Origin of the sequence: Rhodococcus zopfii NBRC 100606 = JCM 9919, from assembly GCF_001895025.1 — a bacterium.
Classification (GTDB): domain Bacteria; phylum Actinomycetota; class Actinomycetes; order Mycobacteriales; family Mycobacteriaceae; genus Rhodococcus; species Rhodococcus zopfii.
This window is the reverse complement of the sequence record NZ_BCXI01000029.1, coordinates 20310-42076: the sequence shown is the minus strand read 5'-3', so window position 1 is coordinate 42076 and position 21767 is coordinate 20310. Positions and strand designations below refer to the sequence as shown.

The 21767-nt window shown below is 69.7% G+C and carries 20 protein-coding genes and 1 riboswitch; of the genes, 16 read left to right on the top strand and 4 right to left on the bottom strand.

The features are described from left to right. Window positions 1-51 precede the first annotated feature (51 nt). From RZ1_RS18225 to RZ1_RS18170, 12 genes are all read left to right on the top strand, one after another. Window positions 52-888, top strand: coding sequence for an ABC transporter permease (locus RZ1_RS18225; RefSeq protein ID WP_283235935.1), 837 nt, complete (start codon window positions 52-54; stop codon window positions 886-888). Beyond that, window positions 885-2480: a dipeptide ABC transporter ATP-binding protein gene (locus tag RZ1_RS18220; RefSeq protein WP_072813915.1), complete on the top strand. Its 1596-nt coding sequence runs from the start codon at window positions 885-887 to the stop codon at window positions 2478-2480. The genes RZ1_RS18225 and RZ1_RS18220 overlap by 4 nt, the downstream gene beginning before the upstream one ends. Continuing rightward, window positions 2470-3576: an LLM class flavin-dependent oxidoreductase gene (locus RZ1_RS18215; RefSeq protein ID WP_072813914.1), complete on the top strand. Its 1107-nt coding sequence runs from the start codon at window positions 2470-2472 to the stop codon at window positions 3574-3576. The genes RZ1_RS18220 and RZ1_RS18215 overlap by 11 nt, the downstream gene beginning before the upstream one ends. A 13-nt stretch (window positions 3577-3589) precedes the next feature. Beyond that, a complete protein-coding gene (locus RZ1_RS18210) occupies window positions 3590-4960 on the top strand; it encodes an NtaA/DmoA family FMN-dependent monooxygenase (protein WP_072813913.1) in 1371 nt (456 codons plus the stop codon). Further along, complete coding sequence (locus tag RZ1_RS18205; protein WP_072813912.1) at window positions 4957-5736, top strand: DUF1684 domain-containing protein; 780 nt, start codon at window positions 4957-4959, stop codon at window positions 5734-5736. The genes RZ1_RS18210 and RZ1_RS18205 overlap by 4 nt, the downstream gene beginning before the upstream one ends. Window positions 5737-5738: 2 nt before the next feature. Further along, a complete protein-coding gene (locus RZ1_RS18200) occupies window positions 5739-6887 on the top strand; it encodes an LLM class flavin-dependent oxidoreductase (RefSeq protein WP_072813911.1) in 1149 nt (382 codons plus the stop codon). Window positions 6888-6935: 48 nt separating this feature from the next. Continuing rightward, window positions 6936-7412 (top strand): cupin domain-containing protein, encoded by a 477-nt coding sequence (locus RZ1_RS18195; RefSeq protein ID WP_072813910.1) that lies wholly within the window; start codon window positions 6936-6938, stop codon window positions 7410-7412. 43 nt (window positions 7413-7455) lie between these two features. Then, entirely contained in the window at window positions 7456-8229 is a 774-nt protein-coding gene (locus tag RZ1_RS18190) for a hypothetical protein (protein ID WP_072813909.1), read from the top strand. Next, window positions 8226-8687, top strand: coding sequence for an RDD family protein (locus tag RZ1_RS18185; RefSeq protein WP_072813908.1), 462 nt, complete (start codon window positions 8226-8228; stop codon window positions 8685-8687). The genes RZ1_RS18190 and RZ1_RS18185 overlap by 4 nt, the downstream gene beginning before the upstream one ends. A 70-nt stretch (window positions 8688-8757) precedes the next feature. Continuing rightward, window positions 8758-9771, top strand: coding sequence for a glucose-6-phosphate dehydrogenase (coenzyme-F420) (gene fgd / locus RZ1_RS18180; protein ID WP_072813907.1), 1014 nt, complete (start codon window positions 8758-8760; stop codon window positions 9769-9771). A gap of 67 nt (window positions 9772-9838) precedes the next feature. Further along, on the top strand, window positions 9839-11917 hold the full coding sequence (gene pta, locus RZ1_RS18175; RefSeq protein WP_072813906.1) for a phosphate acetyltransferase: 2079 nt from the start codon (window positions 9839-9841) through the stop codon (window positions 11915-11917). Window positions 11918-11921: 4 nt separating this feature from the next. Further along, window positions 11922-13145: an acetate kinase gene (locus RZ1_RS18170; RefSeq protein ID WP_072813905.1), complete on the top strand. Its 1224-nt coding sequence runs from the start codon at window positions 11922-11924 to the stop codon at window positions 13143-13145. A gap of 97 nt (window positions 13146-13242) precedes the next feature. Here the strand turns inward: RZ1_RS18170 and RZ1_RS18165 are convergent, their stop codons facing one another. The 3 genes from RZ1_RS18165 to RZ1_RS31410 are packed head-to-tail and all read right to left on the bottom strand — an operon-like array spanning window position 13243 to window position 17842. Next, window positions 13243-15507, bottom strand: coding sequence for a serine/threonine-protein kinase (locus RZ1_RS18165; RefSeq protein WP_072813904.1), 2265 nt, complete (start codon window positions 15505-15507; stop codon window positions 13243-13245). Window positions 15508-15518: 11 nt separating this feature from the next. After that, on the bottom strand, window positions 15519-16481 hold the full coding sequence (locus tag RZ1_RS18160; RefSeq protein WP_072813903.1) for a glutamate ABC transporter substrate-binding protein: 963 nt from the start codon (window positions 16479-16481) through the stop codon (window positions 15519-15521). Further along, a complete protein-coding gene (locus tag RZ1_RS31410; protein ID WP_139281889.1) occupies window positions 16478-17842 on the bottom strand; it encodes a GlnX family signal transduction membrane protein in 1365 nt (454 codons plus the stop codon). Before RZ1_RS31410 ends, RZ1_RS18160 begins: the two co-directional genes overlap by 4 nt. 125 nt (window positions 17843-17967) lie before the next feature. On the opposite strand from RZ1_RS31410, the gene RZ1_RS18150 reads away from it, so the two are divergent. Beyond that, on the top strand, window positions 17968-18816 hold the full coding sequence (locus RZ1_RS18150; RefSeq protein ID WP_072813901.1) for an NUDIX hydrolase: 849 nt from the start codon (window positions 17968-17970) through the stop codon (window positions 18814-18816). Between the two features lie 49 nt (window positions 18817-18865). Here the strand turns inward: RZ1_RS18150 and thiE are convergent, their stop codons facing one another. Next, the gene (thiE, locus tag RZ1_RS18145) at window positions 18866-19555 is read right to left on the bottom strand and encodes a thiamine phosphate synthase (protein ID WP_072813900.1); all 690 of its coding nucleotides are present in this window, start codon (window positions 19553-19555) and stop codon (window positions 18866-18868) included. Between the two features lie 26 nt (window positions 19556-19581). Beyond that, a riboswitch (TPP riboswitch) is annotated at window positions 19582-19696 on the top strand. Here thiE and thiO point away from each other — a divergent pair. The 3 genes from thiO (at window position 19694) to RZ1_RS18130 (ending at window position 21748) form a co-directional block, all read left to right on the top strand. Further along, window positions 19694-20755, top strand: coding sequence for a glycine oxidase ThiO (thiO, locus tag RZ1_RS18140; RefSeq protein WP_072813974.1), 1062 nt, complete (start codon window positions 19694-19696; stop codon window positions 20753-20755). (Overlaps the previous riboswitch by 3 nt.) Next, window positions 20755-20970 (top strand): sulfur carrier protein ThiS, encoded by a 216-nt coding sequence (gene thiS, locus RZ1_RS18135; protein WP_072813899.1) that lies wholly within the window; start codon window positions 20755-20757, stop codon window positions 20968-20970. Before thiO ends, thiS begins: the two co-directional genes overlap by 1 nt. Beyond that, window positions 20963-21748 (top strand): thiazole synthase, encoded by a 786-nt coding sequence (locus RZ1_RS18130; RefSeq protein WP_072813898.1) that lies wholly within the window; start codon window positions 20963-20965, stop codon window positions 21746-21748. The genes thiS and RZ1_RS18130 overlap by 8 nt, the downstream gene beginning before the upstream one ends. Window positions 21749-21767 lie beyond the last annotated feature (19 nt).

Genomic DNA, 21767 nt, shown 5'->3' with positions numbered 1-21767 from the left:
ACGCTGATCCGCGAGACGGCACCGGCGACGTCGCCGTGGCCGGAACCGCCCTTGCACAGAACGTTTCGTATCTCGTCCGTCGTGACGGCGCTGCGACGCAATGTCGTGCTCTCGGTGTCCGCGGTCGTCCTGCTCCTCGCCGTCGGCTTCGCGCTGTTCCCGTCGGTGTTCGCGTCCGGCGACCCGCTGCGGGGCGTGCCCGCCGAGAAACTGCAGGGACCGAGCGCAGCACACTGGTTCGGCACCGACAATCTCGGCCGCGACGTCTACACGCGCGTCGTGTACGGAGCCGGACTGTCGCTCACCGCGACGCTCGTCGCCGTCGGTATCGCCCTGGTGGTGGGCTCGCTCGTCGGCCTGCTCTCGGGCGCGCTCGGCGGCGGCGTCGACGCAGTCCTCATGCGCATAGTCGACGTGCTGCTGTCGATCCCGGCACTGCTGTTGTCGCTCGCACTGGTGGCAGCACTCGGCTTCGGCACGATGAACGTCGCGATCGCCGTCGGCGTGAGCCTGGTCGCGAACTTCGCCCGTGTCATGCGTTCGGAAGTGCTGCGGGTTCGCAAGGCCCTGTACGTGGAGGCGGCCTTCGCGTGCGGTGTCCGCTGGCGCACCGTGCTCCGCCGGCACGTGCTGCGCAACTCGTACGCGCCTGTCACCGCCCTCGCCGCCGTCGAATTCGGGATGGCCGTGCTCGCCGTGTCGTCGCTGAGCTTCCTCGGTTTCGGTGCCGTCCCGCCCACTCCCGAGTGGGGCTCGCTCATCTCGGAGGGCCGCAACTATCTCGCCGCGGCGTGGTGGATGACGACCCTGCCGGGCCTGGTCATCGTGGCCGTCGTGCTGGCCGCCCACCGTATCGGTCACGCCATCGAGGACAGGAGCGCGAAATGACCCTGCTCGAGGTCCGCGACCTGCAGGTCGCCTACGGATCGGCGCGCGAACCGATGGTCGCGGTCGGCGGTGTCGATCTCACCGTGGCACGCGGCGAGGTGGTCGCGGTGGTCGGCGAATCGGGCTCGGGCAAGTCCACCACCGCCCAGGCGATCATCGGGCTGCTCGCCGGCACCGGACGTGTCACCGCGGGGTCGGTGACCTTCGACGGCACCCGGCTCGACGACCTGCCGGAGCGGGCCTTCGAGCGTCTCCGCGGTGCACGCATCGGGTTCGTTCCGCAGGACCCGACGACCTCACTCAATCCCGTCATCCGGGTCGGGGATCAGGTCGCCGAGGTGCTGCGCATCCACGGTCTCGCCGACCGGCGCACCGCGAGGATCGAAACACTGCGCATCCTCGAGGAGGCCGGGCTCGACGATCCGGAGTTGCGTGCACGGCAGTACCCGCAGGAGTTGTCGGGTGGGCAGCGCCAGCGCGTGCTCATCGGCATCGCTCTCGCGTGCCGCCCGGACCTCGTCATCGCCGACGAACCGACCAGCGCGCTCGACGTGACGGTGCAGCGCCGCATCCTCGACCACCTCGACGCGAGGATCGCCGACACCGGCGCGGCGGTTCTGCTCATCACCCACGACCTGGGGGTCGCGGCGGATCGTGCCGACCGCATCGTGGTGATGAAGGGCGGACGGGTCGTCGAAACCGGACCGGCAGCACAGGTACTCACCGACCCGCAACACGAGTACACGCGTTCGCTCATCGCCGCGGCACCGAGTCTCGCGGAGGCGCCCGCACGCCCCGCGCTGCGCGAAGCCGCCCCGATCCTCACGGTCTCGAACGTGTCGAAGACGTTCCGCATCGACCGCAAGTCCGCGCTGCACGCCGTGCGCGACGTGTCGTTCGAGGTACCGCGCGGCGGCACGCTGTCGCTGGTCGGCGAATCGGGTTCCGGCAAGTCCACGGTCTCGCGTATCGCGATCCGGCTCGAGACCCCCACCGCGGGACACGTTCGGTTCGACGGCGACGACATCACCGGTCTGCACGGGAATGCACTGCGGGCGCTGCGTCGTCGCGTGCAGATCGTGCACCAGAACCCGTACGCGTCGCTCGATCCGAAACTCCGGATCCGCGACATCGTCGCCGAACCGCTCGACGCATTCGGCATCGGCACACGGACCGAACGTGCCGAACACGTCGCACGCCTCCTCGATCAGGTGGCGCTGCCGACGGCTCACCTGGACCGCAAACCCGCCGAACTGTCGGGTGGGCAACGGCAGCGTGTCGCCATCGCCCGGGCGCTCGCGCTGCAACCCGACCTGCTCGTGCTCGACGAGCCGGTCTCGGCGCTCGACGTGTCGGTCCAGGCACAGGTTCTCGAGCTGCTCACCTCGTTGCAGACCGAACTCGGGCTCAGTTACCTGTTCATCTCGCACGACCTCGCCGTCGTCCGGCAGATCAGCGACACCGTCGCTGTGATGCGCGCCGGCCGGGTCGTCGAATACGGCTCCACCGCAGAAATTTTCGACAACCCACGGCACGAGTACACGCAGACGTTGCTCAAGGCCATCCCCGGGAAGGTCCATCATGTCCGATAGTTCAGAGTTGTTGCTGGCCGTCGAATTCGCCGGCACCGGCATCCACCCGTCGTCGTGGCGCCGCGACGATTCACGCGCCGAGGAACTGTTCACCCCCCGCTACTGGACCGGCCTCGTCGGGGCCGCCGACCGCGCCGGCGTGGACTTCGCGTTCTTCCCCGACACCTTCGGCGTCACCACGGATGCGTCCACCGTGCGGGGTCGCCTCGAAGCGGTGGGGCTCGCTGCGCGTCTCACAGCGGCCACCACCCGGATCGGGCTCGTCCCCACCGCGACCGTCACCCACACCGAGCCGTTCCACGTGGCCAAGGCGATCCAGGCGATCGACCACACCACGCTCGGCCGCGCGGGCTGGGAGGTCGCGGTGACGCCGGGGGCCGACCCGGTCGCGTTGTTCGGGCGCGCGGACGAGCAGGACACCGCGTCGCTGTGGGCCGAGGCGCACGAGGCCGCCGAGGTCGCGGCCAGGTTGTGGGACAGCTGGGAGGACGACGCCGAGATCCGTGACGTCGCCACCGGCCGCTTCATCGACCGCGACAAGGTTCACTACATCGATTTCGTCGGCGAGTACTTCTCCGTCAAGGGATCGTCCATCGTGCCGAGGTCTCCGCAGGGGCAACCGCTGGTCGCGGTGACGGTCACCGGCGGAGAGTCGTTCGAATTCGCGGCGCGGCGAGCCGATCTCGTGCGCATTCGGGCAACAGATGCCGAGGCTGCGGCCGATCTCGCCGCGCGCATCCGGGCCGCCGCAGGGGACCGCTCGGTGTTCGTCCTGCTCGACGTGGACCTGCTGCTCGCCGCCACCGAGGCCGAAGCGGTCGCCGGCCTCGCGCAACTCGAAGCGTGGGCCGGAGCGCCGTACGTCTCCGACACGATCGTCCACGTGGGCACCGACGCAGGGGCCGTCGAGGTCCTCGGAGACATACGGGGCGTGGACGGAGTGACACTGCGACCGCTTGCTCTCCCGTCCACCCTGCCCCGGCTCGTCGAGAACGTCCTGCCCGTCATCCGACCCGTGGTCGCGCCGGCAACGGGAACCCTCCGCGACCGGCTCGGTCTGCCCCGCCCCGCCAACCGTTTCGCTTCCGCTCACTGAAGGATCGATCACCTTGTCACGCACTATCGTCCGCAAGCAGATCCATCTCGCCGCACACTTCCCGGGGGTCAACAACACCACCGTCTGGGCCGATCCGGATTCGAAGAGCCAGATCGACTTCTCGTCGTTCCTGCACCTTGCGCGCACCGCCGAGCGCGGCAAGTTCGACTTCTTCTTCCTCGCCGAGGGACTGCGGCTGCGCGAGCACCGCGGTCGCATCCACGACCTCGACGTCGTCGGCCGCCCCGACACGCTCACCGTGCTCGAAGCACTCGCGGGCGCGACCACGCATCTCGGCCTCGCCGGTACCATCAACACCACCTTCAACGAGCCGTACGAAGTGGCCAAGCAGTTCGCCACCCTCGATCACCTGTCCGAGGGCCGCGCCGCGTGGAATCTCGTGACCTCGTCCGACGCGTTCACCGGCGAGAACTTCCGCCGGGGTGGCTTCCTCGACCATTCGCAGCGGTACGTGCGTGCCCACGAGGTCGTCGACGTCGCCCGGAGCTTGTGGGACGGCTGGCGACCCGGCGCTCCCGTCGTCGACCGCGCGAACGGCATCTTCGCGGCCGACACCGACATCGCCCCGTTCGACCTGCACACCACCCAGTTCGACATCACCGGGCGTTTCGAGGTGCCGCGCAGCCCGCAGGGCTATCCCGTGTTGCTGCAGGCCGGTGACTCGGACGAGGGTCGCGAGTTCGGTGCCGCGAAGGCCGACGCGATCTTCAGCCGGCACGGGACGCTCGAGGAGGGCCGCGCGTTCTACACCGACGTCAAGAGCCGGCTCGCGAAGTACGGGCGCAGCTACGACGATCTGAAGATCCTGCCCGCGGCCGCATTCGTCCTCGGCGACAGCGCCGCGGACGCCGAGGAGCGTGCCCGGCACATCCGGCTGCAGCAGGTCGGCCCGCAGACCGCGATTGCGTTTCTCGAACAGGTGTGGGGCCGCGACCTCTCCGGCTACGACCCGGACGGTCCGCTGCCGGACGTCGACCCGGAGGACAACGTGAACATCACGCGCGGTCGCGTGCGGCACGCGAAGGACCCGCGTGCGGTCGCGCAGGAGTGGCGGGCGAAGGCCGAAGCCGAGAATCTCAGCATCCGTGAACTCATCATCGAGGTCACCGCCCGTCAGCAGTTCGTCGGGACCGCCGAGCAGATCGCCGCCGAGATCGACCACTACGTGCAGACCGACGCGAGCGACGGTTTCATCCTGGTTCCGCATCTGACCCCCGGCGGACTCGACGAATTCGTCGACAGCGTTGTTCCGCTGCTGCAGGAACGCGGCAGCTTCCGCACCGAGTACGACGGCACCACCCTGCGCGGCCATCTCGGGCTGCGCCACCCGCACGAGACGAACGAAGGGATCCGAGCATCGTGACCGCAACACTCGACCACACCCGATTCGCCGAGGACTGGCAGCAGTGGCACGCCGCGCGCAACGACGCGCTGCGGCAGCCGCTGGGCTGGCTCAGCCTCACCGCGCTGCACTGGCTCGACGAGAACCCCACCGAATTCGACGAGGCACCGGGCAGTTGGCACGTCGACGGAGACACCGTCGTGCACGTGGCGGGAAGCCAGGTGGTCACCTACGCGCCGGTCGAGGGTGCCGCCGGTCTCGAAGTTCGGTTCGAGCGCGGATACGTCGAGATCATCCGCCGCACCGGACGTTTCGCGATCCGTGTCCATGACCGGAATGCTCCCGCGCTCGTCGCCTTCACGGAAGTGCCGGTGTACGAACCGGATACGAAGTGGGTGCTGACCGGACGTTTCGAAGCGTTCGACGAGTCCCGCACCGTCACCACCGGTGCCGTCGTCGACGGTCTCGAACATCATCACAGCGCAGCCGGACTCGTCCGGTTCGGCCACGACGGTGGCGAACACACGCTCGTCGCGTTCGGTGAGGTGGGCGGACCGCTGCGGGTGCTGTTCACCGACGCCACCAGCGGGGTCACCACATACCCGGCCGCGCGGAAGCTCGACCTCGGTGTTCCGGACGAGAACAACGCCGTCACAATCGATTTCACACGAGCCGAGAATCTGCCCTGCGCCTTCACCGACGCCGCGACCTGCCCGATCGCGCCCGCCGAGAACCGTCTGCCGTTCGCCGTCGAAGCAGGCGAACGCAATCCGCGCACACCGCAGAATCGGGAGTGACCATGGCAGTGACGAATCCGGTCCCGCTGTCCGTGCTGGACCTGTCGCCGGTCAGCGAGGGGTCGACCGTGCCGCAGGCACTGCGCAACACCGTCGACCTCGCGCGGAAGGCCGAGACGTGGGGTTACCGGCGTTACTGGGTCGCCGAGCACCACTTCGTCGCGGTGGCCTCGTCGTCCCCGGCGGTGCTGATCGGCGCGATCGCCGCGGCCACCAGCACCATCCGGGTCGGTGCTGCGGCGGTGCAGCTCGGTCACAACACCGCCGCGGGTGTCGTCGAAGCGTTCGGCACACTCGACGCATTCCATCCGGGTCGGATCGATCTCGGTCTCGGCCGTTCGGGGCAGCGCCGCGTCGAAGCGCTGAAGGCCGCCGCGTCCGGGGCGGAGCCGCCGGCTCCGCGCGCCACCGAGATCCGGGACGGACTCGTGATCCCGCCGCCGTTCCCGACCGGTCGGATCCTCGCCTCACCGCGTCTCACGGCCTCCTTCGCGGCGCTCCAGCAGCCTGGCGCGCAGTCGCCGGACTTCGACGGGCAGGTCGACGACATCCTCGCGTTGCTCGACGGCACGTACCGCACCGCCGACGGAGTCGAGCTGCACGCCCACCCGGGGGAGAACGCGGACGTGGAGGTGTGGGTGTTCGGGTCGAGCGCGGGCCCGTCCGCCGCCCTGGCGGGCCGGCTCGGCCTGCCGTTCGGAGCGAACTACCACGTCGCACCGTCCAGCACCGTCGAGGCCGTCGAGGCGTACCGAGCGGCGTTCCGCCCGTCGCGGTTTCTCGCCGAACCGTATGTCGTGGTCTCCGCGGACGCCGTCGTCGCCGACGACGACGCGACCGCCCGCGATCTCGCGGCGACGTACGGGCACTGGGCCCACAGCATTCGCTCGGGCCGCGGCGCCGAGCCCTACCAGGACCCGGCGACCGCGGATCCCCTCACCGCCGAGGAACGGGAACTCGTCGACGACCGTCTCGCCACCCAGTTCGTGGGTTCCCCGGGCACCGTCGCGGAACGGCTCGACACGCTGCGCCGGGTCACCGGTGCCGACGAGCTGGTCGTCACGTCGGTGACGCACCGGCACGAGGACCGGCTGCGGTCGTACGAACTGCTCGCGCGGGAATGGGGGCTCGCGGGGCTGCGCGCCGCCTGACCGTGTCCGGGGCCGAATGCCGCAGCGGTTCGGTTAGGCTGACCTGCTGTGACATTCGGCCACCCCGGCGGGGCACAGGACCAGGACCTTCCGGAGTGGGCCCGCGCTCTCGGGCTCGCCCCGCATCCCGAGGGCGGCTGGTACCGGGAGACCTGGCGCAGCGACCTCGAGCTTCCTGTCGCGGCGCTGCCCGGATATCCCGCGTCGCGCAGCGCCGGCACCGCGATCCTGTTCCTGCTCATGCCCGGGCAGCAGTCCGCCTGGCACACGGTGCGTGGCGCCGAACTGTGGCTGTATCACAGGGGCAGCCCGGTGCTGCTCGAGATCGCCGGGCCGGGAAAGGAACCCGGTCAGATCACCGAGTACCGCGTCGGTCCCGACTTCGCCGCCGGTGACCGGCCGCAGGTCGTGGTGCCGCCGGGCCATTGGCAGCGGGCACGGCCCGCCGGCAGCGAACCGAGTCTGGTCGGGTGCGTCGTCGTCCCCGGATTCGACTTCGACGACTTCACTCTCCCCGGCCGGTGAGCCGATACGTGCATTTCGCCGGATACGAGACTTTGATGTGGGTATGACTGTCGACAGAAGTGCGGATCCGGTGCGTCTCGCCGTGGGCGCCGGGGCGGAGCTGGCCGGTGCGGTCGGGAAGGTGATGGGCCTGAGCATCGGTCTCGCCCGTCGCCTGCCCGGGGTCGCGCCGGTCCTGGACAATCTCGAGGCGCGCGGCGAGGACACGCTGCGTGCGGCCGACGCCGCCCTCGACCGGATCCTGCGCGTGACCGTGCGCAAGATCGTCCAGGCGGCACTGCTCGAGGTGGACATCACCGCCGTGGTCCGTGACCACGTGGACCTCGACGCGGTCGCAGAGGGCATCGACGTCGGCAAGATCGTCGACAGGGTCGACCTCGACGGAATCGTCGGCAGGGTCGACATCGACGGGATTGCCGAGCGGGTCGATATCGATCGGATCCTCGACCGGGTGGACATCGACGGGATCGCGGCGCGGGTGGACATCGACCGGATCATCGGCCGGGTCGACATCGACGGGATCGCCGCGCGTCTGGATCTGACGCCGATCCTGGACCGTGTGGACGTGGACGCGATCGCGGCACGTGTGGACGTGGATGCGGTGATCCGCCGCATCGATCTGATCGGTCTGGCCGACACCGTCATCGACGGAGTCGACCTGCCCTCGATCATCCGGGAATCCACCGGGACGATGTCCACCGAGGCCGTCCAGGGGGTGCGCAGCCAGGGCATGCGTGCCGACGACGCGGTCTCCGGGCTCGTCGGCCGCATGTTCGGGCGGCGCCCCGAGAATCACGGACCGGAGGGGCAAGCGTGAGCGAGCACCGGCCCGCCGGCATCGTCACGCGCGGACTCGCGGCCCTCCTCGATCTCGGCATCGTGCTCGCAGGCATGGGCGGCCTGTACCTGTCGTGGGCGCTGATGCGACTGCTGTTCTCCCCGCAGCAGTTCGCGTTTCCCGACGTCGAGGTCGTCATGTCGGTGACGACCTTCAGTGCACTGTCGGTGCTGTATCTCGCGGCGTGCTGGGCGACGACCGGCCGCACCGTCGGCGCCGTCGTGATGGGCCTGCGGGTCGTGGGGCGCGACGACCGGCTCGTGGGCTGGGTCCGCGCGGTGGTGCGAGCCGGGTTCTGCGTCGTGTTCCCGGTCGGGCTGATCGTGGTCGCCGTCGATCGGCGACGACGGTCCCTGCAGGACATCGTGCTGCGGACCGTGGTCGTCTACGACTGGCAGCCCGATCCTCACCTCGCCGAGCCGCACCCCGGACGGTGAACTCTCCACCGGCACGTCGGTCCGGTCATACTCGAAGCAGATTGAGATCGAAGACATATAGGAGAACTCGGTGGCACAGGGCTTGAAGTTGGGATACAAGGCGTCCGCGGAGCAGTTCGGACCGCGCGAGCTGGTGGAGCTGGCCGTGCTCGCCGAGGAGCACGGCATGGATTCGGCGACGGTGTCGGATCACTTCCAGCCGTGGCGGCACAACGGCGGGCACGCGCCGTTCTCGCTGTCCTGGATGACGGCCGTCGGGGAGCGCACGCAGCGCCTGCAGCTCGGTACCTCCGTGCTGACCCCCACCTTCCGATACAACCCGGCGGTGATCGCGCAGGCGTTCGCGACGATGGGCTGCCTGTACCCGGGGCGCGTCATGCTCGGTGTCGGTACCGGTGAGGCGCTCAACGAGATCGCCACCGGATACCAGGGCGAATGGCCGGATTTCAAGGAACGGTTCGCGCGGCTGCGCGAGTCGGTGCGGCTGATGCGCGCCCTGTGGACCGGCGACCGCGTCGACTTCGACGGTGAGTACTACACGACGAAGGGCGCCTCGATCTACGACGTGCCCGAGGGCGGTATCCCCGTGTACATCGCCGCGGGCGGGCCGGTCGTCGCACGCTACGCGGGCCGCGCCGGCGACGGATTCATCTGCACCTCCGGCAAGGGCATGGAGCTGTACAACGACAAGCTGCTGCCGGCCGTCGCGGAGGGTGCCGAGAAGGCGGAGCGGGACGTCGCGGAGATCGACAAGATGATCGAGATCAAGATCTCCTACGACACCGATCCGGAGCTCGCCCTCGAGAACACCCGATTCTGGGCGCCGCTGTCGCTGACCCCGGAACAGAAGCACTCGATCGAGGACCCCATCGAGATGGAGGCGGCCGCCGACGCGCTGCCCATCGAACAGGTCGCGAAGCGCTGGATCGTGGCGTCGGATCCCGACGCGGCGGTCGAGCAGGTCAAGGCGTACGTCGATGCGGGCCTGAACCATCTGGTGTTCCACGCTCCCGGGCACGACCAGAAGCGATTCCTCGAACTGTTCGAACGCGATCTTGCCCCGCGTCTGCGCGCGCTGGCCTGAATTCGCGACTCCGGGGTGCGGGGCGACTCAGGTACGGGCCGTCCCGCACCGCACTAGGGTGGCATCCATGAGCGCCGCTGCGGGATCCGTGTCGAGCATCTACATCGCGTCGCCCGAAGGCGACACCGGGAAATCAACGGTGGCGCTCGGCATCCTGCAGATGCTGTGCGCATCCGCCGCCCGCGTCGGCGTGTTCCGGCCCATCGCGCGCTCGGACGCCGATCGCGACTACATCCTCGAGCTGCTGCTCGAGCGCATCACCGTCGACCTCGACTACGCCGACTGCATCGGCGTCACCTACGACGAGGTGCACGCGGACCCCGATGCGGCACTGAGCGAGATCGTCTCCCGGTACCACGCCGTCGCGGACCGGTGCGACGCCGTCGTGGTCGTCGGCAGCGACTACACCGAGATCGCGAATCCCAGCGAACTCTCGTACAACGCACGGATCGCGGCGAACCTCGACGCGCCGGTCCTGCTCGCGCTGCGCGGGTCGCGACGAACACCGTCCGAGATCGCGCAGCTCGCGGCGGTCTCGTCCGCCGAACTCGCTGCTCACCACGCACACCTGACCGGGATCGTCGTCAATCGCTGCAACCCGGCCGAACTCGACGCCGTCGCCGCACATTTCGCCGGGCACCCCGTGCCGGTGTGGACGCTGCCGGAGGTTCCGATCCTGGTGGCGCCGACGATGGCGGAATTGCAGGCCGTCGTTCACGGCGACCTCTACAGCGGCGATCCCGAACTGCTGCACCGCGAAGCGCTGCGAGTCGTGGTGGGCGACATGACTGCCGAACACATCCTCGAACGTCTCACCGAGGGGTCGGCGGTCATCGTATCCGCCGACCGTTCGGACGTCCTGCTCGCACTTGTCAATGCCGATGCCGCAGAAGGGTTTCCGTCACTGTCGGGCATCATCCTCAACGGCGGGTTGCGCCCCCATCCCGCGATCGCGCAACTCGTCGCGGGTCTCGAGCCCGCCCTGCCCATCCTCACGACCGACCTCGGCACATTCGACACCGCCTCCGCCGCGGACCGGACCCGCGGTCGCATGGTGCACGGTGCCCAACGCAAGATCGACACCGCGGTCGCATTGATGGAACAGCACGTCGACGCACCGGCCATCCTGGACAGACTGCGTCTTCCGCATCCGACGGTGACGACCCCGCAGATGTTCGAATACCAGCTGATCGACCGGGCCCGCGCGCAACGCCGGCACATCGTGCTGCCCGAGGGCGACGACGACCGCATCCTCCGCGCCGCCGGACGGGTCCTGCAACGCCGCATCGCCGACATCACGCTGCTCGGTGACCAAACGCAGATCTGCCGGCGTGCCGCCGCACTCGGCGTGGACCTCGGAAAGGCGGAGATGATCGACCCTCGTACCTCCGAGCTCGCCGAGCGTTTCGCCGCCGTATACACCCGGCTGCGCGCGCACAAGGGAGTGAATCTCGACCGAGCCCGCGAGATCATGTGCGACATATCCTATTTCGGCACCATGATGGTCCACCTGGGGATCGCGGACGGCATGGTGTCGGGGGCCGCGCACACCACTGCGCACACCATCCGCCCGTCCTTCGAGATCATCCGGACCCGGCCCGGCGTCTCCACCGTGTCGAGCGTCTTCCTGATGTGCTTGTCCGATCGCGTGCTCGCATACGGCGACTGCGCGGTCGTGCCCGACCCGACCACCGAGCAGCTCGCCGACATCGCTATCTCCTCTGCGGAGACCGCGGCCCGTTTCGGCATCGAGCCGCGGATTGCGATGCTGTCGTACTCGACCGGCGACTCCGGGATCGGCGCCGACGTCGACAAGGTCCGCAGTGCCACCGCGCTGGTCCGGAAGCGACGGCCGGATCTGCCGGTCGAGGGCCCGATCCAATACGATGCCGCGATCGAGCCCGCGGTCGCGAACGCGAAACTCCCCGGCTCCGAAGTTGCCGGTCGCGCAACGGTGTTCATATTTCCCGATCTGAATACCGGCAACAACACGTACAAGGCGGTGCAACGCAGCGCCGGCGCGGTAGCCGTCGGCCCTGTGCTCCAGGGCTTGAACAAGCCGGTCAACGACCTCTCCCGGGGAGCGCTGGTGCAGGACATCGTCAACACGGTGGCGATCACCGCGATCCAGGCACAGGAGGTCTGAGCTCATGACTGCCCCCGACGGTGCGACCGCGGGAACCGTGCTGGTCTTGAACTGCGGTTCCTCGTCGATCAAGTTCCAGCTGATCCACCCGGATACGGCCGAATCGGTGGCGCACGGGCTGATCGAGCGGATCGGTGAGCCGGAGGGACGCATCGTCTTCCACCACACCACCGGAACCGAGGAGAGTCTCGGGCCGATCGCCGATCACCGGGCGGGACTTCGGGTCGTGCTGGACATGGTCGAAGGGCTCGGCCGGTCGCTGCACGAGGCCGGCATCGTCGCGGTGGGGCACCGGCTCGTGCACGGTGGCGGCCTGTTCTACGCACCGACGCTCATCGACGACGCGGTGGTGCACGCGGTCGCCGAGCTGTCCGCGCTCGCGCCCCTGCACAACCCGGCCAACGTCATCGGCATGGAAGTCGCTCGCGCGGTGCTGCCCGACATTCCGCACGTCGGCGTCTTCGACACCGCGTTCTTCCACGACCTGCCGGCCGCGGCGGCGACGTACGCGATCGATCGGGAGATCGCGGCCGCGCACGGCATCCGCCGGTACGGATTCCACGGCACCTCACACGAATACGTCTCGCGGCGGGCGGCGCAGTTCCTCGGCCGCGAATACTCCGATCTCGATCAGATCGTGTTCCACCTGGGGAACGGGGCATCCGCGGCGGCGATCGCGGGCGGCCACCCGATCGACACGTCGATGGGGTTGACACCCCTCGAGGGCCTGGCCATGGGAACCCGCTGCGGCGACGTCGACCCGGGTGTACTCATGCACCTGAAGCGCAGTGCCGGTATGGATGTCGAGGCGATCGACGACATGCTGAACCACAGCTCGGGACTCAAGGGGCTGTGCGGTGTCAACGACTTCCGGGCGTTGCACCGGCTGGTCGAGGAGGGGTCCGCGGACGCGAAACTCGCCTACGACGTGTACGTGCACCGGATCCGGAAGTACCTCGGCGCCTACATGATCGAGCTCGGCGGTGTCGATGTGATCGTCTTCACCGGAGGGGTAGGGGAGAACAACGCAGACGTGCGGTGGGATGCGCTCGCCGGGCTCGAACGGTTCGGCATCGCCGTCGACCGGGTCGCGAACAAGGCGCACGAGAGTGGGGAACGGTGTATCTCGACACCCGAGTCGGAGGTTCGGGTGCTGGTGATCCCCACCAACGAGGAACTGGCGATCGCCCGCGCCGCCGATGCGCTCGCGAAGAGCCTGTCCTGCTGATCGTCGTCGGGATTCGCCGAGCGGAACGATATCCGCGCGCGCTCGGGCACGCGCGGATATCCACTGGCCGAGCGGGTTCGGCCGATCGATCGTGCGGTCAGAGGAGGCTGCGGGGGCGGATCGCGTTGGCGAGGTCGACCAGGGTGTAGCGGTGCGTGCGCGCCGGTGCGCTGCGCGCGAGCGCCCGCAGTCCGGCTTCGGTGCCTCTCCGTAATCCCTTCTCGGTGAACGGGACCCCGAGGATCGGATCGAGGGACTTGCGGGAGGCGTGACCGGCGCGCACCCACTCGAGGGCGGTGCCGAGCACCAGTGTGCGCATCTGCAGCGCGCGACCCTCGTCGAGCGGCAGCGCCTCGACGCGGTGCGCGGCCTCGCGCAACTCGGCCTCGGTCACGTCATCGATCGGCCTGTCGTGCAACATGATCAGAATGCTCGTCATGCTGGCGACGCTGTGGTGCCGGGACGTTGCGGGGACCTGGTCGAGGGTTGCGACCGCGGCGGTCAGGTCGTGACGTTCGGCGAGCTGGCGGGCCAGCCCGAACGCGGCGCTGACGATGTTGTGGTCGGTGCGCCACACCGTCCGGTAGTAGTTCTCGCAGAACCGGCGCCACGCTCCCGGATCGTCGCTCTCCCAGTGCTGCAGAATGAGTTCGGCGGTCGCGGCCAACGCGATCTTCGGTGCGGTCTCGCCGGGCAGCGCCTCGAGCACCCGTTCGAACCGGTCGAATGCCGTCTGATATTCGTCGAGCAGTAGCGCGGCGATCCCGGCGTGCCAGTCGATCCGCCAGTCCATTCCCAGGTCGCGTTCGAGATTGCGCAGGAGCTCCTCGGCCTGTTCCCCGTGCCCGAGGTCCAGGTGGGCGCGGACCTCGGCCAACGTGATCTCGCGGGAGAACGAGACGTCGGCGGTGCCCACGACCCGTTCGAGCCCGTTGTCGCGGGCGTGCCGCAGTGCGTCGAGTGTCTGCTGGGGTTCGCTGTGCACGGCAGCGGCGAGCAGCGCGGCACTGGGATCGTCCGGTTCGAGCAGCGGAACCGGAAGAGCCGCAGCCACATCACGCGAGGCGATGGTCTTGTCGCGGGCGATACCGTCGACGAACACGTCGGTCTGTGCGACGGCCTCGTCGGTGCCGAAGGTCGTGCGCTGGCGGCTGAACCTCGCCGACAGACCGGGATGCTCGGTGCCCGTCTGCTGCGACAGAACTTCGCGCAGCACCCCGGTGAGCTGACCGGCCATCTCGTCGGCGGATCGGAAGCGCCTTTCCGGGTCGGTATCGGTGGCGCGCAACAACAATCGGTGGAACGAATCGTACTCGGCGAGTAGCGGCGCCTGCTCGGTCGTGGGCAGTCCGTCGGCGTAGCGACCCTTCTCCACCGGAAGATCCAGGGTCAGCGCCGCGAGTGTCCTGCCGACGGTGTAGATGTCGGTGGCCGGGGTCGGCCCGGTACGGACGATTTCCGGAGCTTGATAACCCGGCGTGCCGTACAGGAAGCCGTAGTCCTCGATGCCCGAGACTGCGCCGAGATCGATCAGCTTGGTCTGCTCGTCGGTGACCATGATGTTCTCGGGCTTGAGATCGTTGTAGACCAAACCGATCTCGTGCAGGTAACCGAGTGCGGGCAGGACCTCGAGCAGGTATGCGATGGCCTGGTCGACGGGCATCCGATCGGGTTTGGGGTAGGTGCCCAGGACATCACGCAGGGTGTGCCCGCCGACGTACTCCATGACGATGTAACCCGTCGGGGTGCCGTCCGGGCGCGGATGCTCGACGAAGTTGTAGATCCGGACGATGCTCGGATGCGAGACCTCCGCGAGGAACTGCCGTTCGGCGACCGCGACGGCCTGCGCCTCGGCGTCGCCGCCGTGCAGCAGTCCCTTCAGCACCACCCAGCGGTCGCTGACGTTGCGGTCGACGGCCAGGTAGATCCAGCCGAGTCCACCGTGCGCGAGGCATCCCTGCATCTCGTACTGTCCGGCGACGAGGTCGCCGGGAACCAGATTCGGGGTGAACTCGAACGGTGTTCCGCACGACGGGCAGCTGCCGGCGGGGGATCCGGGACCGGAGGGGGTGCTGCGCCCCACCGGTTTTCCGCACTTCCAGCAGAAGCGTTTGCCCTCGGCGACGTGCGGATCGCGCAGTACGACGCTCGCCGGGTCGAGCGGTGCCGGAACGGGAACGTCGACGAGTCCGGCGATCCGCCGGCGCAACAGGCCGCGGGGACGCGATCGGCGGCTCGAGGCCCGCTGCGACGGCACGCTCGGCTGGACGGCGGGACGCCGGGTCGACTCGCCGGGTTCCGCCGCGGCGGGGTGCGGGGTGCGCTGGGTCGCCGGTCCGCTGGGGGGTTCGGTGTGGGCCATCGAATCGTCCCTCAATCCACATACGTCGCGGTCGGCGGCGCCGGTGTCGGCCCGAGGACGGTGAGCCACCTGTCGTACAACTGCGCCCAGGTGCCGTCGCGGCGGATCCGCTCGAGGGTGCCGTTGACGAACCGCACGAGATCGTCGTTGCCCCGCGTGATGCCGATACCGTACGGCTCCACACCCATGGTGTCCCCGACCAGCTTGAGATACGGGTCCTGGGATGCGAGGCCCGCGAGAATGGTGTCGTCGGTGCTCACCGCGTCGACCTGACCCTGCTGCAGGACGACGAGACAGTCCGCCCACGCCGGCACGGTCAGGATCGACGCCGACGGCTGCACCTGCTGCATGCGGGTCAGGGACGTGGTACCGCGCACGATGCACACGCGCCGGCCCGCGAGATCGGCGGCGTTCCGGATGCCCGAGCCCTTGACCACCAGGACCCGCTGCCGGGCCAGGAAGTAGGTCGACGAGAACGCGACGTGTTCCCGCCGGGCGCACGTGATCGACATGGTCTTGGCGACGATGTCGACGGTGGAATCCTGCAGGGCCTGCTCGCGGTCGGCGGAGTTGAGGATCCGGAAGTCGATCAGCTCGGGGTCGCCGAGCAGGTCGCGGGCGATCTCCCGGGCGATGTCGACGTCGAAACCGGTGATGCGGCCGGTCGCCGGATCCCGGAAGCTCATCAGATTGCTGCCGGTGTCGAGACCCACCACCAGCCGGCCGCGGGCGCGGATCGCGTCGAGGGTCGGTCCGGTGGTCGCGCCGTCGGGACGCAGGCTCGCCGTCGGATCGCCGCAGTCGGGCAACGCCGGTTCCGTGGTGGGGGACGGGGCCAGGGCCGCGCGTTCGGGAAGCGGCACCTCGCTGTAGGTGGACTCGGGCCGGGGCAGCGGCGACACCGGCGTCGACGCGCAGCCGGCGACGAGGGCGCCGCACAGCAGCGCAGCGGCCAGCGCCGCGCGGTTCCTCACCGGTACTCCCGAAGCCGGGGCCACAATCCGATGGTGACACCGATCAACGACACCAGGGTGAGGGCGATCGCAGCCGGTGCCAGCGCGGACAGAAGCTGCGAGGCGCGGGCCTCGTTGGAACGCAGCTCGGAGCGGGCTGTCTCGATACCTTCGGTCAGGGCCAGGTCGAGGGCGGCGAACTGTGCCGCCGACCCGTTCGGTCCCGGACCGACCGCCAGCACCGCGGCTGCGCCGTAGTCGCCGCGCGACAGGGCGGCGTGCGTGCGTTCGTGCGATGTCACCCATTCGTTGCGGGCGGTGATCGCACGGGACACCGCATCGCCGATGACCGGGTCACCGCCCGAATGGACGCGTAGCAGATCGCCGAGACGAGCCATCGACTGCTCGAACACCGCCTCGTACTCGCCGGTGCTGTCGCGCCGAGCCAGCAGCAGCGTCTCCGCGGTACGGGACTGCTGGGCGAGGATGCGACCCGCGGCCACCGTGCCGAGCGGCTCGGCGCCGTGACGGATGGCGCGTTGCGTCGCGGTGGACGACACCAACCCCGCCACGAGCAGCCACACCAGCAGCAGGCCGGTCGAGGCGATCGCCAGGATCAACCCGGGATTGAGGGCACGCCGGCTGATGCGGGAGACGATCAGGTGGATCCCGCCGAGCGCCGCGACCGCCGCGACGAGCAACCCGATCGCGAACCACGGCGGCCGGACCGCGTCGTGCTGGGTGTCGGTGACGGCTCGGACACCCCGGATGTGCAGTTCCTGCGCCATCGGCAACAGCGACGTCTGCATGAGATGCGACGCTTCGCCCAGGTACGCGGTGCCCACCGGATTACCGATCCGATTGTTGGCGCGTGCCGTCTCGATCAGACCCGTGTACACGGTCAGCCGTCCGGAGATCCCGGACAGCAGGCGGGAACTGTCCTGGTCGTCGCCGGTGCCGCCGGCCGCCGCGACCAGTTGAGCGGACGCCTCCGCCACGGCCCTCTCGTACCGGTCGCGGACGGCCTCAGGTTCGATGCCCCCCGAGATGAACCCGGTGACGGCCGCCGCGTCGGCGACGGACAGAGCGCTGTAGAGGTTCTGCGCGGAGTCGGCGAGAGGTTCGGTCGTCGCGAGCAGAGCGTCGTGCGTGGCCTTGCGGCTGCTCACCGTCTGGGCCGCGACCAACCCCGACAGCAACAGCAGGATCGAAACGATCACGCCGAGCGCGATGAGCTTGGAAGGGGTCGAGCGCAGGACGGCACCGAGGTCCTCGGACACCTCGCGGCCGCTCGTCCGTTCCCGATCGAAGGCCGGTGCGGACCGCGATTCGGCGGTGCGGTGCTCGCCGGGGTCGATCGTGGGGTGCAGACGCGGGTCCACCAATCGCCCCTTTCGGTGTTGCACTGTCCTTGGCGAGCATATAAGCAGTACGGACAGGAATGCGCCGCGCGAACGCGCTCGGGACAGGGGCTCGACAGGCCGCGGCGGCTGGGAGGACGGACACGATGCGCGGTGACGGTGACGGATGGGCCGTCGGCCCCGACGGCGACCGCCGGTGGGGCAAGCACGGTGCGGCCGGGCTGTTGCTGCGTGCGCCCCTGCCCGACGGTCAGCCCGCGGTGCTGCTGCAGCACCGTGCCGCGTGGAGTCACCAGGGCGGGACCTGGGCGCTGCCCGGCGGCGCCCGCGACAGTCACGAGAGCACCGTCGACGCCGCGGTCCGGGAAGCACAAGAGGAAACGGGCATCGATGTGGACGCGGTCGCGGTCCGGACCGAGCGCGTCACCGCCGGCGTCACCGGCGGCTGGACCTACACGACGGTCGTCGCCGACGCCGGGATCCCGCTGGCGACGACACCGAACGGGGAGAGCACCGAACTGCGGTGGGTGCCGGAGGTCGAGGTCGAAGCGATGGCGTTGCATGCGGGTTTCGCCGCGTCCTGGCCGACGCTGCGCACCCGCGTGGTGCGGGTCCTGCTCGACACCGCGAACGTGCTCGGCTCGCGGCCGACCGGATGGTGGCGCGACCGTCCCGGAGCGACCGGCGTGCTGCTGGGCGAACTGGCGGCGGTGCTGCCGCGCACCCTCGAACTGCCCGACGGCGGGTTCGGCTGGGTGACGCGGATCGAGGCGGTGCTCGAAGGCCAGGCCCGGCATGCGACCGTCGACGACGCCCGCATCCCGGTACACGCCGCCGCAGGCAGCGGGGACGACGAACTGGCACGACTCGCCGGGACCACCGCCACCCTCGAGTCGGAGGTGACGGTGGTGGTGACCGCGGACCGTGGGCTGCGGCAGCGCCTACCCCATTCGGTGGTCACCCTGTCGCCGTCGACGGTCCTCGGCTGGCTGTAGACCCGCTCACGCGGGCTGGCACAGGCCGGGCCCGCTCATACCGGCAGCGCTATACCGGCAGCGCAGCCTTCAGGGCCGCGGCCGCAGCCCGCGGATCGGCGGCCTTCGTGATCGCGCGCACCACCGCAACCCGGGTGGCACCGGCGGCAATCACCTCGGGCAACCGCTCGGCGTCGATCCCGCCGATCGCGAACCACGGGCGCGTCGGGTGGGACTGCGCGACCTCCCGGATCACATCCAGTCCGGCCGCGCTGCGTCCCGGCTTGGTGGGGGTATCCCACACCGGACCGGACGCGAAGTAGTCGACGCCGTCCTCGATCTCGGCAAGTGCCGCCTGCCCGCGGCTGCCCGTGGACCGGCCGATGACGATGTCCGGGCCCAGGATCTTGCGGGCATGCGCGACCGGCAGATCGCCCTGACCCAGATGCAGGATGTCCGCGCCCGCGGCCAGCGCGATGTCGGCGCGATCGTTGACGGCGAGCAACGCGCCGTGGCGTCGGCACGCGTCCGCGAGGATCTCCAGCGCGGCCAGTTCGTCGCGGGCCTCGAGACGCCCGAACTTCTTCTCGCCCGCCGAGTCCTTGTCGCGCAACTGAATGATGTCGACGCCACCGGCGAGGGCTTCCTCCGCGAATCGCGCCAGGTCGCCGGTGTCGCGCCGGGCATCGGTGCACAGGTACAGGTGCGCGTCCGCGAGTCGTTCCCGAGGGGAAGGGTGGTTGCCGAGATAGGAAGTCACAGTCCAGACGGTAGCCTCTGAGGGAGACATGACAACACGGGAGTCCCGGGGAACGCGGGGCTGAGAGGGGGCCTGCCGGCCCCGACCGTTATGACCTGACCCGGATCATGCCGGCGCAGGGAGTGAGGTGGACGCAAGGTGGGAACGGTAGCCGTCGTCGGTGGCGGTGTCATCGGATTGTCGATCGCATGGCGCGCGGCGTGTGCCGGCTGGACCGTGACGGTGCACGACCCGGCACCCGGGTCGGGTGCCTCGTGGGTCGCGGGCGGCATGCTCGCGCCGCTGTCGGAAGGCTGGCCCGGCGAGGAACACGTCCTGGAACTGGGGGCCGCGTCGCTCGGACGCTGGCCCGAGTTCGGGGACCGGCTGCAGCGCGCGACCGGCTGCGACCTGTTCACCTCCGACGGGTCGCTGACCGTCGCCCTGGACGCCGCCGACGCCGCGGACCTGCGCACCGTCGCCGAATGGGTGCAGGCGCAGGGGCACGAGATGCGGGTGCTCACACGCGCCGAGATCCGGGACCTCGAGCCGTCGCTCGGCCCGCGGATCCGGCTCGGATTGCTCGCCCCGACAGAACTGGCCGTCGACAACCGGGTCCTCGTCGACGCGTTGCACCGCGCGTGCGTCGATACCGGGGTGCGGTTCGTCGCCGCGACGGTCGATTCGCTCGACGAACTGCGCGCGGACCGGGTGGTGCTGGCGGCGGGTTCGGCGTCGGCCCGGGTGTGGCCGGGACTTCCGGTGCGACCGGTCAAAGGCGAGATCCTGCGGTTGCGGGCGCGGCCCGGTGCCACCCCCGCACCGAACCGCACCATCCGCGGCAGCGTGCACGGCCGGCCCGCCTATCTGGTGCCGCGCGGCGACGGTCTCGTGGTCGGCGCCACCCAGTACGAGGCGGACGACACGCAGGTGACGGTCGCCGGGGTGCGCGACCTGATCGCGGACGCCGAAGCGCTGCTGCCCGCGATCGGCGAGTACGAGCTGTACGAGGCGACGGCGGGGCTGCGGCCGATGAGCCCGGACAACCTGCCGCTGATCGGGCGGCTGTCCGAGCGGGTCGTCGCCGCGACCGGGCACGGACGCAACGGGGTCCTGTTCACCCCGATCACCGCGGACGCCGTGCTCGCCGAACTCGCCGACGATCCGCTCCCCGAAGCGAAAAATGCCGATCCGCAACGATTTTCGAAGGAAGGACTGTGATGACGAACCCGATCTCGGTGGGTATCACCGTCAACGGTGAGGACCACTACTTCGCGGAGGCGCCGACGGTCACCGAACTGCTGGCGCAGCTGGGATTACCGGAGAAGGGCATCGCGATCGCCGTCGACGGCGCGGTGTTCCCGCGGGGACGTTGGTCCGAGCCGGTCGGAAAGGGCTGGCAGATCGAGATTCTCACGGCGGTCCAAGGTGGCTGACCTCCGCGATCCGGCACACGACCTGCCGCAGCTGACCATCGCCGGGCGCACCTTCGCGTCGCGGCTGATCACCGGCACCGGTGGCGCCGCGAATCTCGCGGTGCTCGAGGAAGCGCTCGTCGCGTCCGGCACCGAACTGACCACCGTCGCGATGCGGCGCGTCGACGCGGCCTCCGGAACCGGGGTGCTCGACCTGCTGCGCCGCCTCGGCATCACCCCGCTGCCGAACACCGCGGGCTGCCGCGGCGCGAAGGAGGCGGTGCTCACCGCGCAGCTGGGCCGCGAGGCGCTCGAAACGGACTGGGTCAAGCTCGAGGTCATCGCCGACGAACGCACGCTGCTGCCCGACGCCATCGAATTGGTTTCCGCCGCAGAACAACTCGTCGACGACGGGTTCGTGGTCCTGCCGTACACGACGGACGATCCGGTCCTGGCGAAGCGGCTCGAGGACGTCGGATGCGCGGCGGTGATGCCGCTCGGGTCGCCGATCGGCACCGGCCTGGGCATCGCCAATCCGCACCACATCGAGATGATCGTCGAAGCCGCCGGTGTCCCGGTGGTGCTCGACGCGGGCATCGGCACCGCGTCCGACGCGGCGCTCGCGATGGAACTGGGATGCGACGCGGTCCTGCTCGCGACCGCGGTGACCCGGGCGAAGGATCCGGCGCTGATGGCGTCCGCGATGCGGCACGCTGTCGACGCGGGCTTCCGGGCGCGGCACGCCGGCCGGATCCCGAAGCGGTTCTGGGCGCAGGCGTCGTCCCCGCTCGAACCGTAGGTCCGGCGAGCCCCCTGCA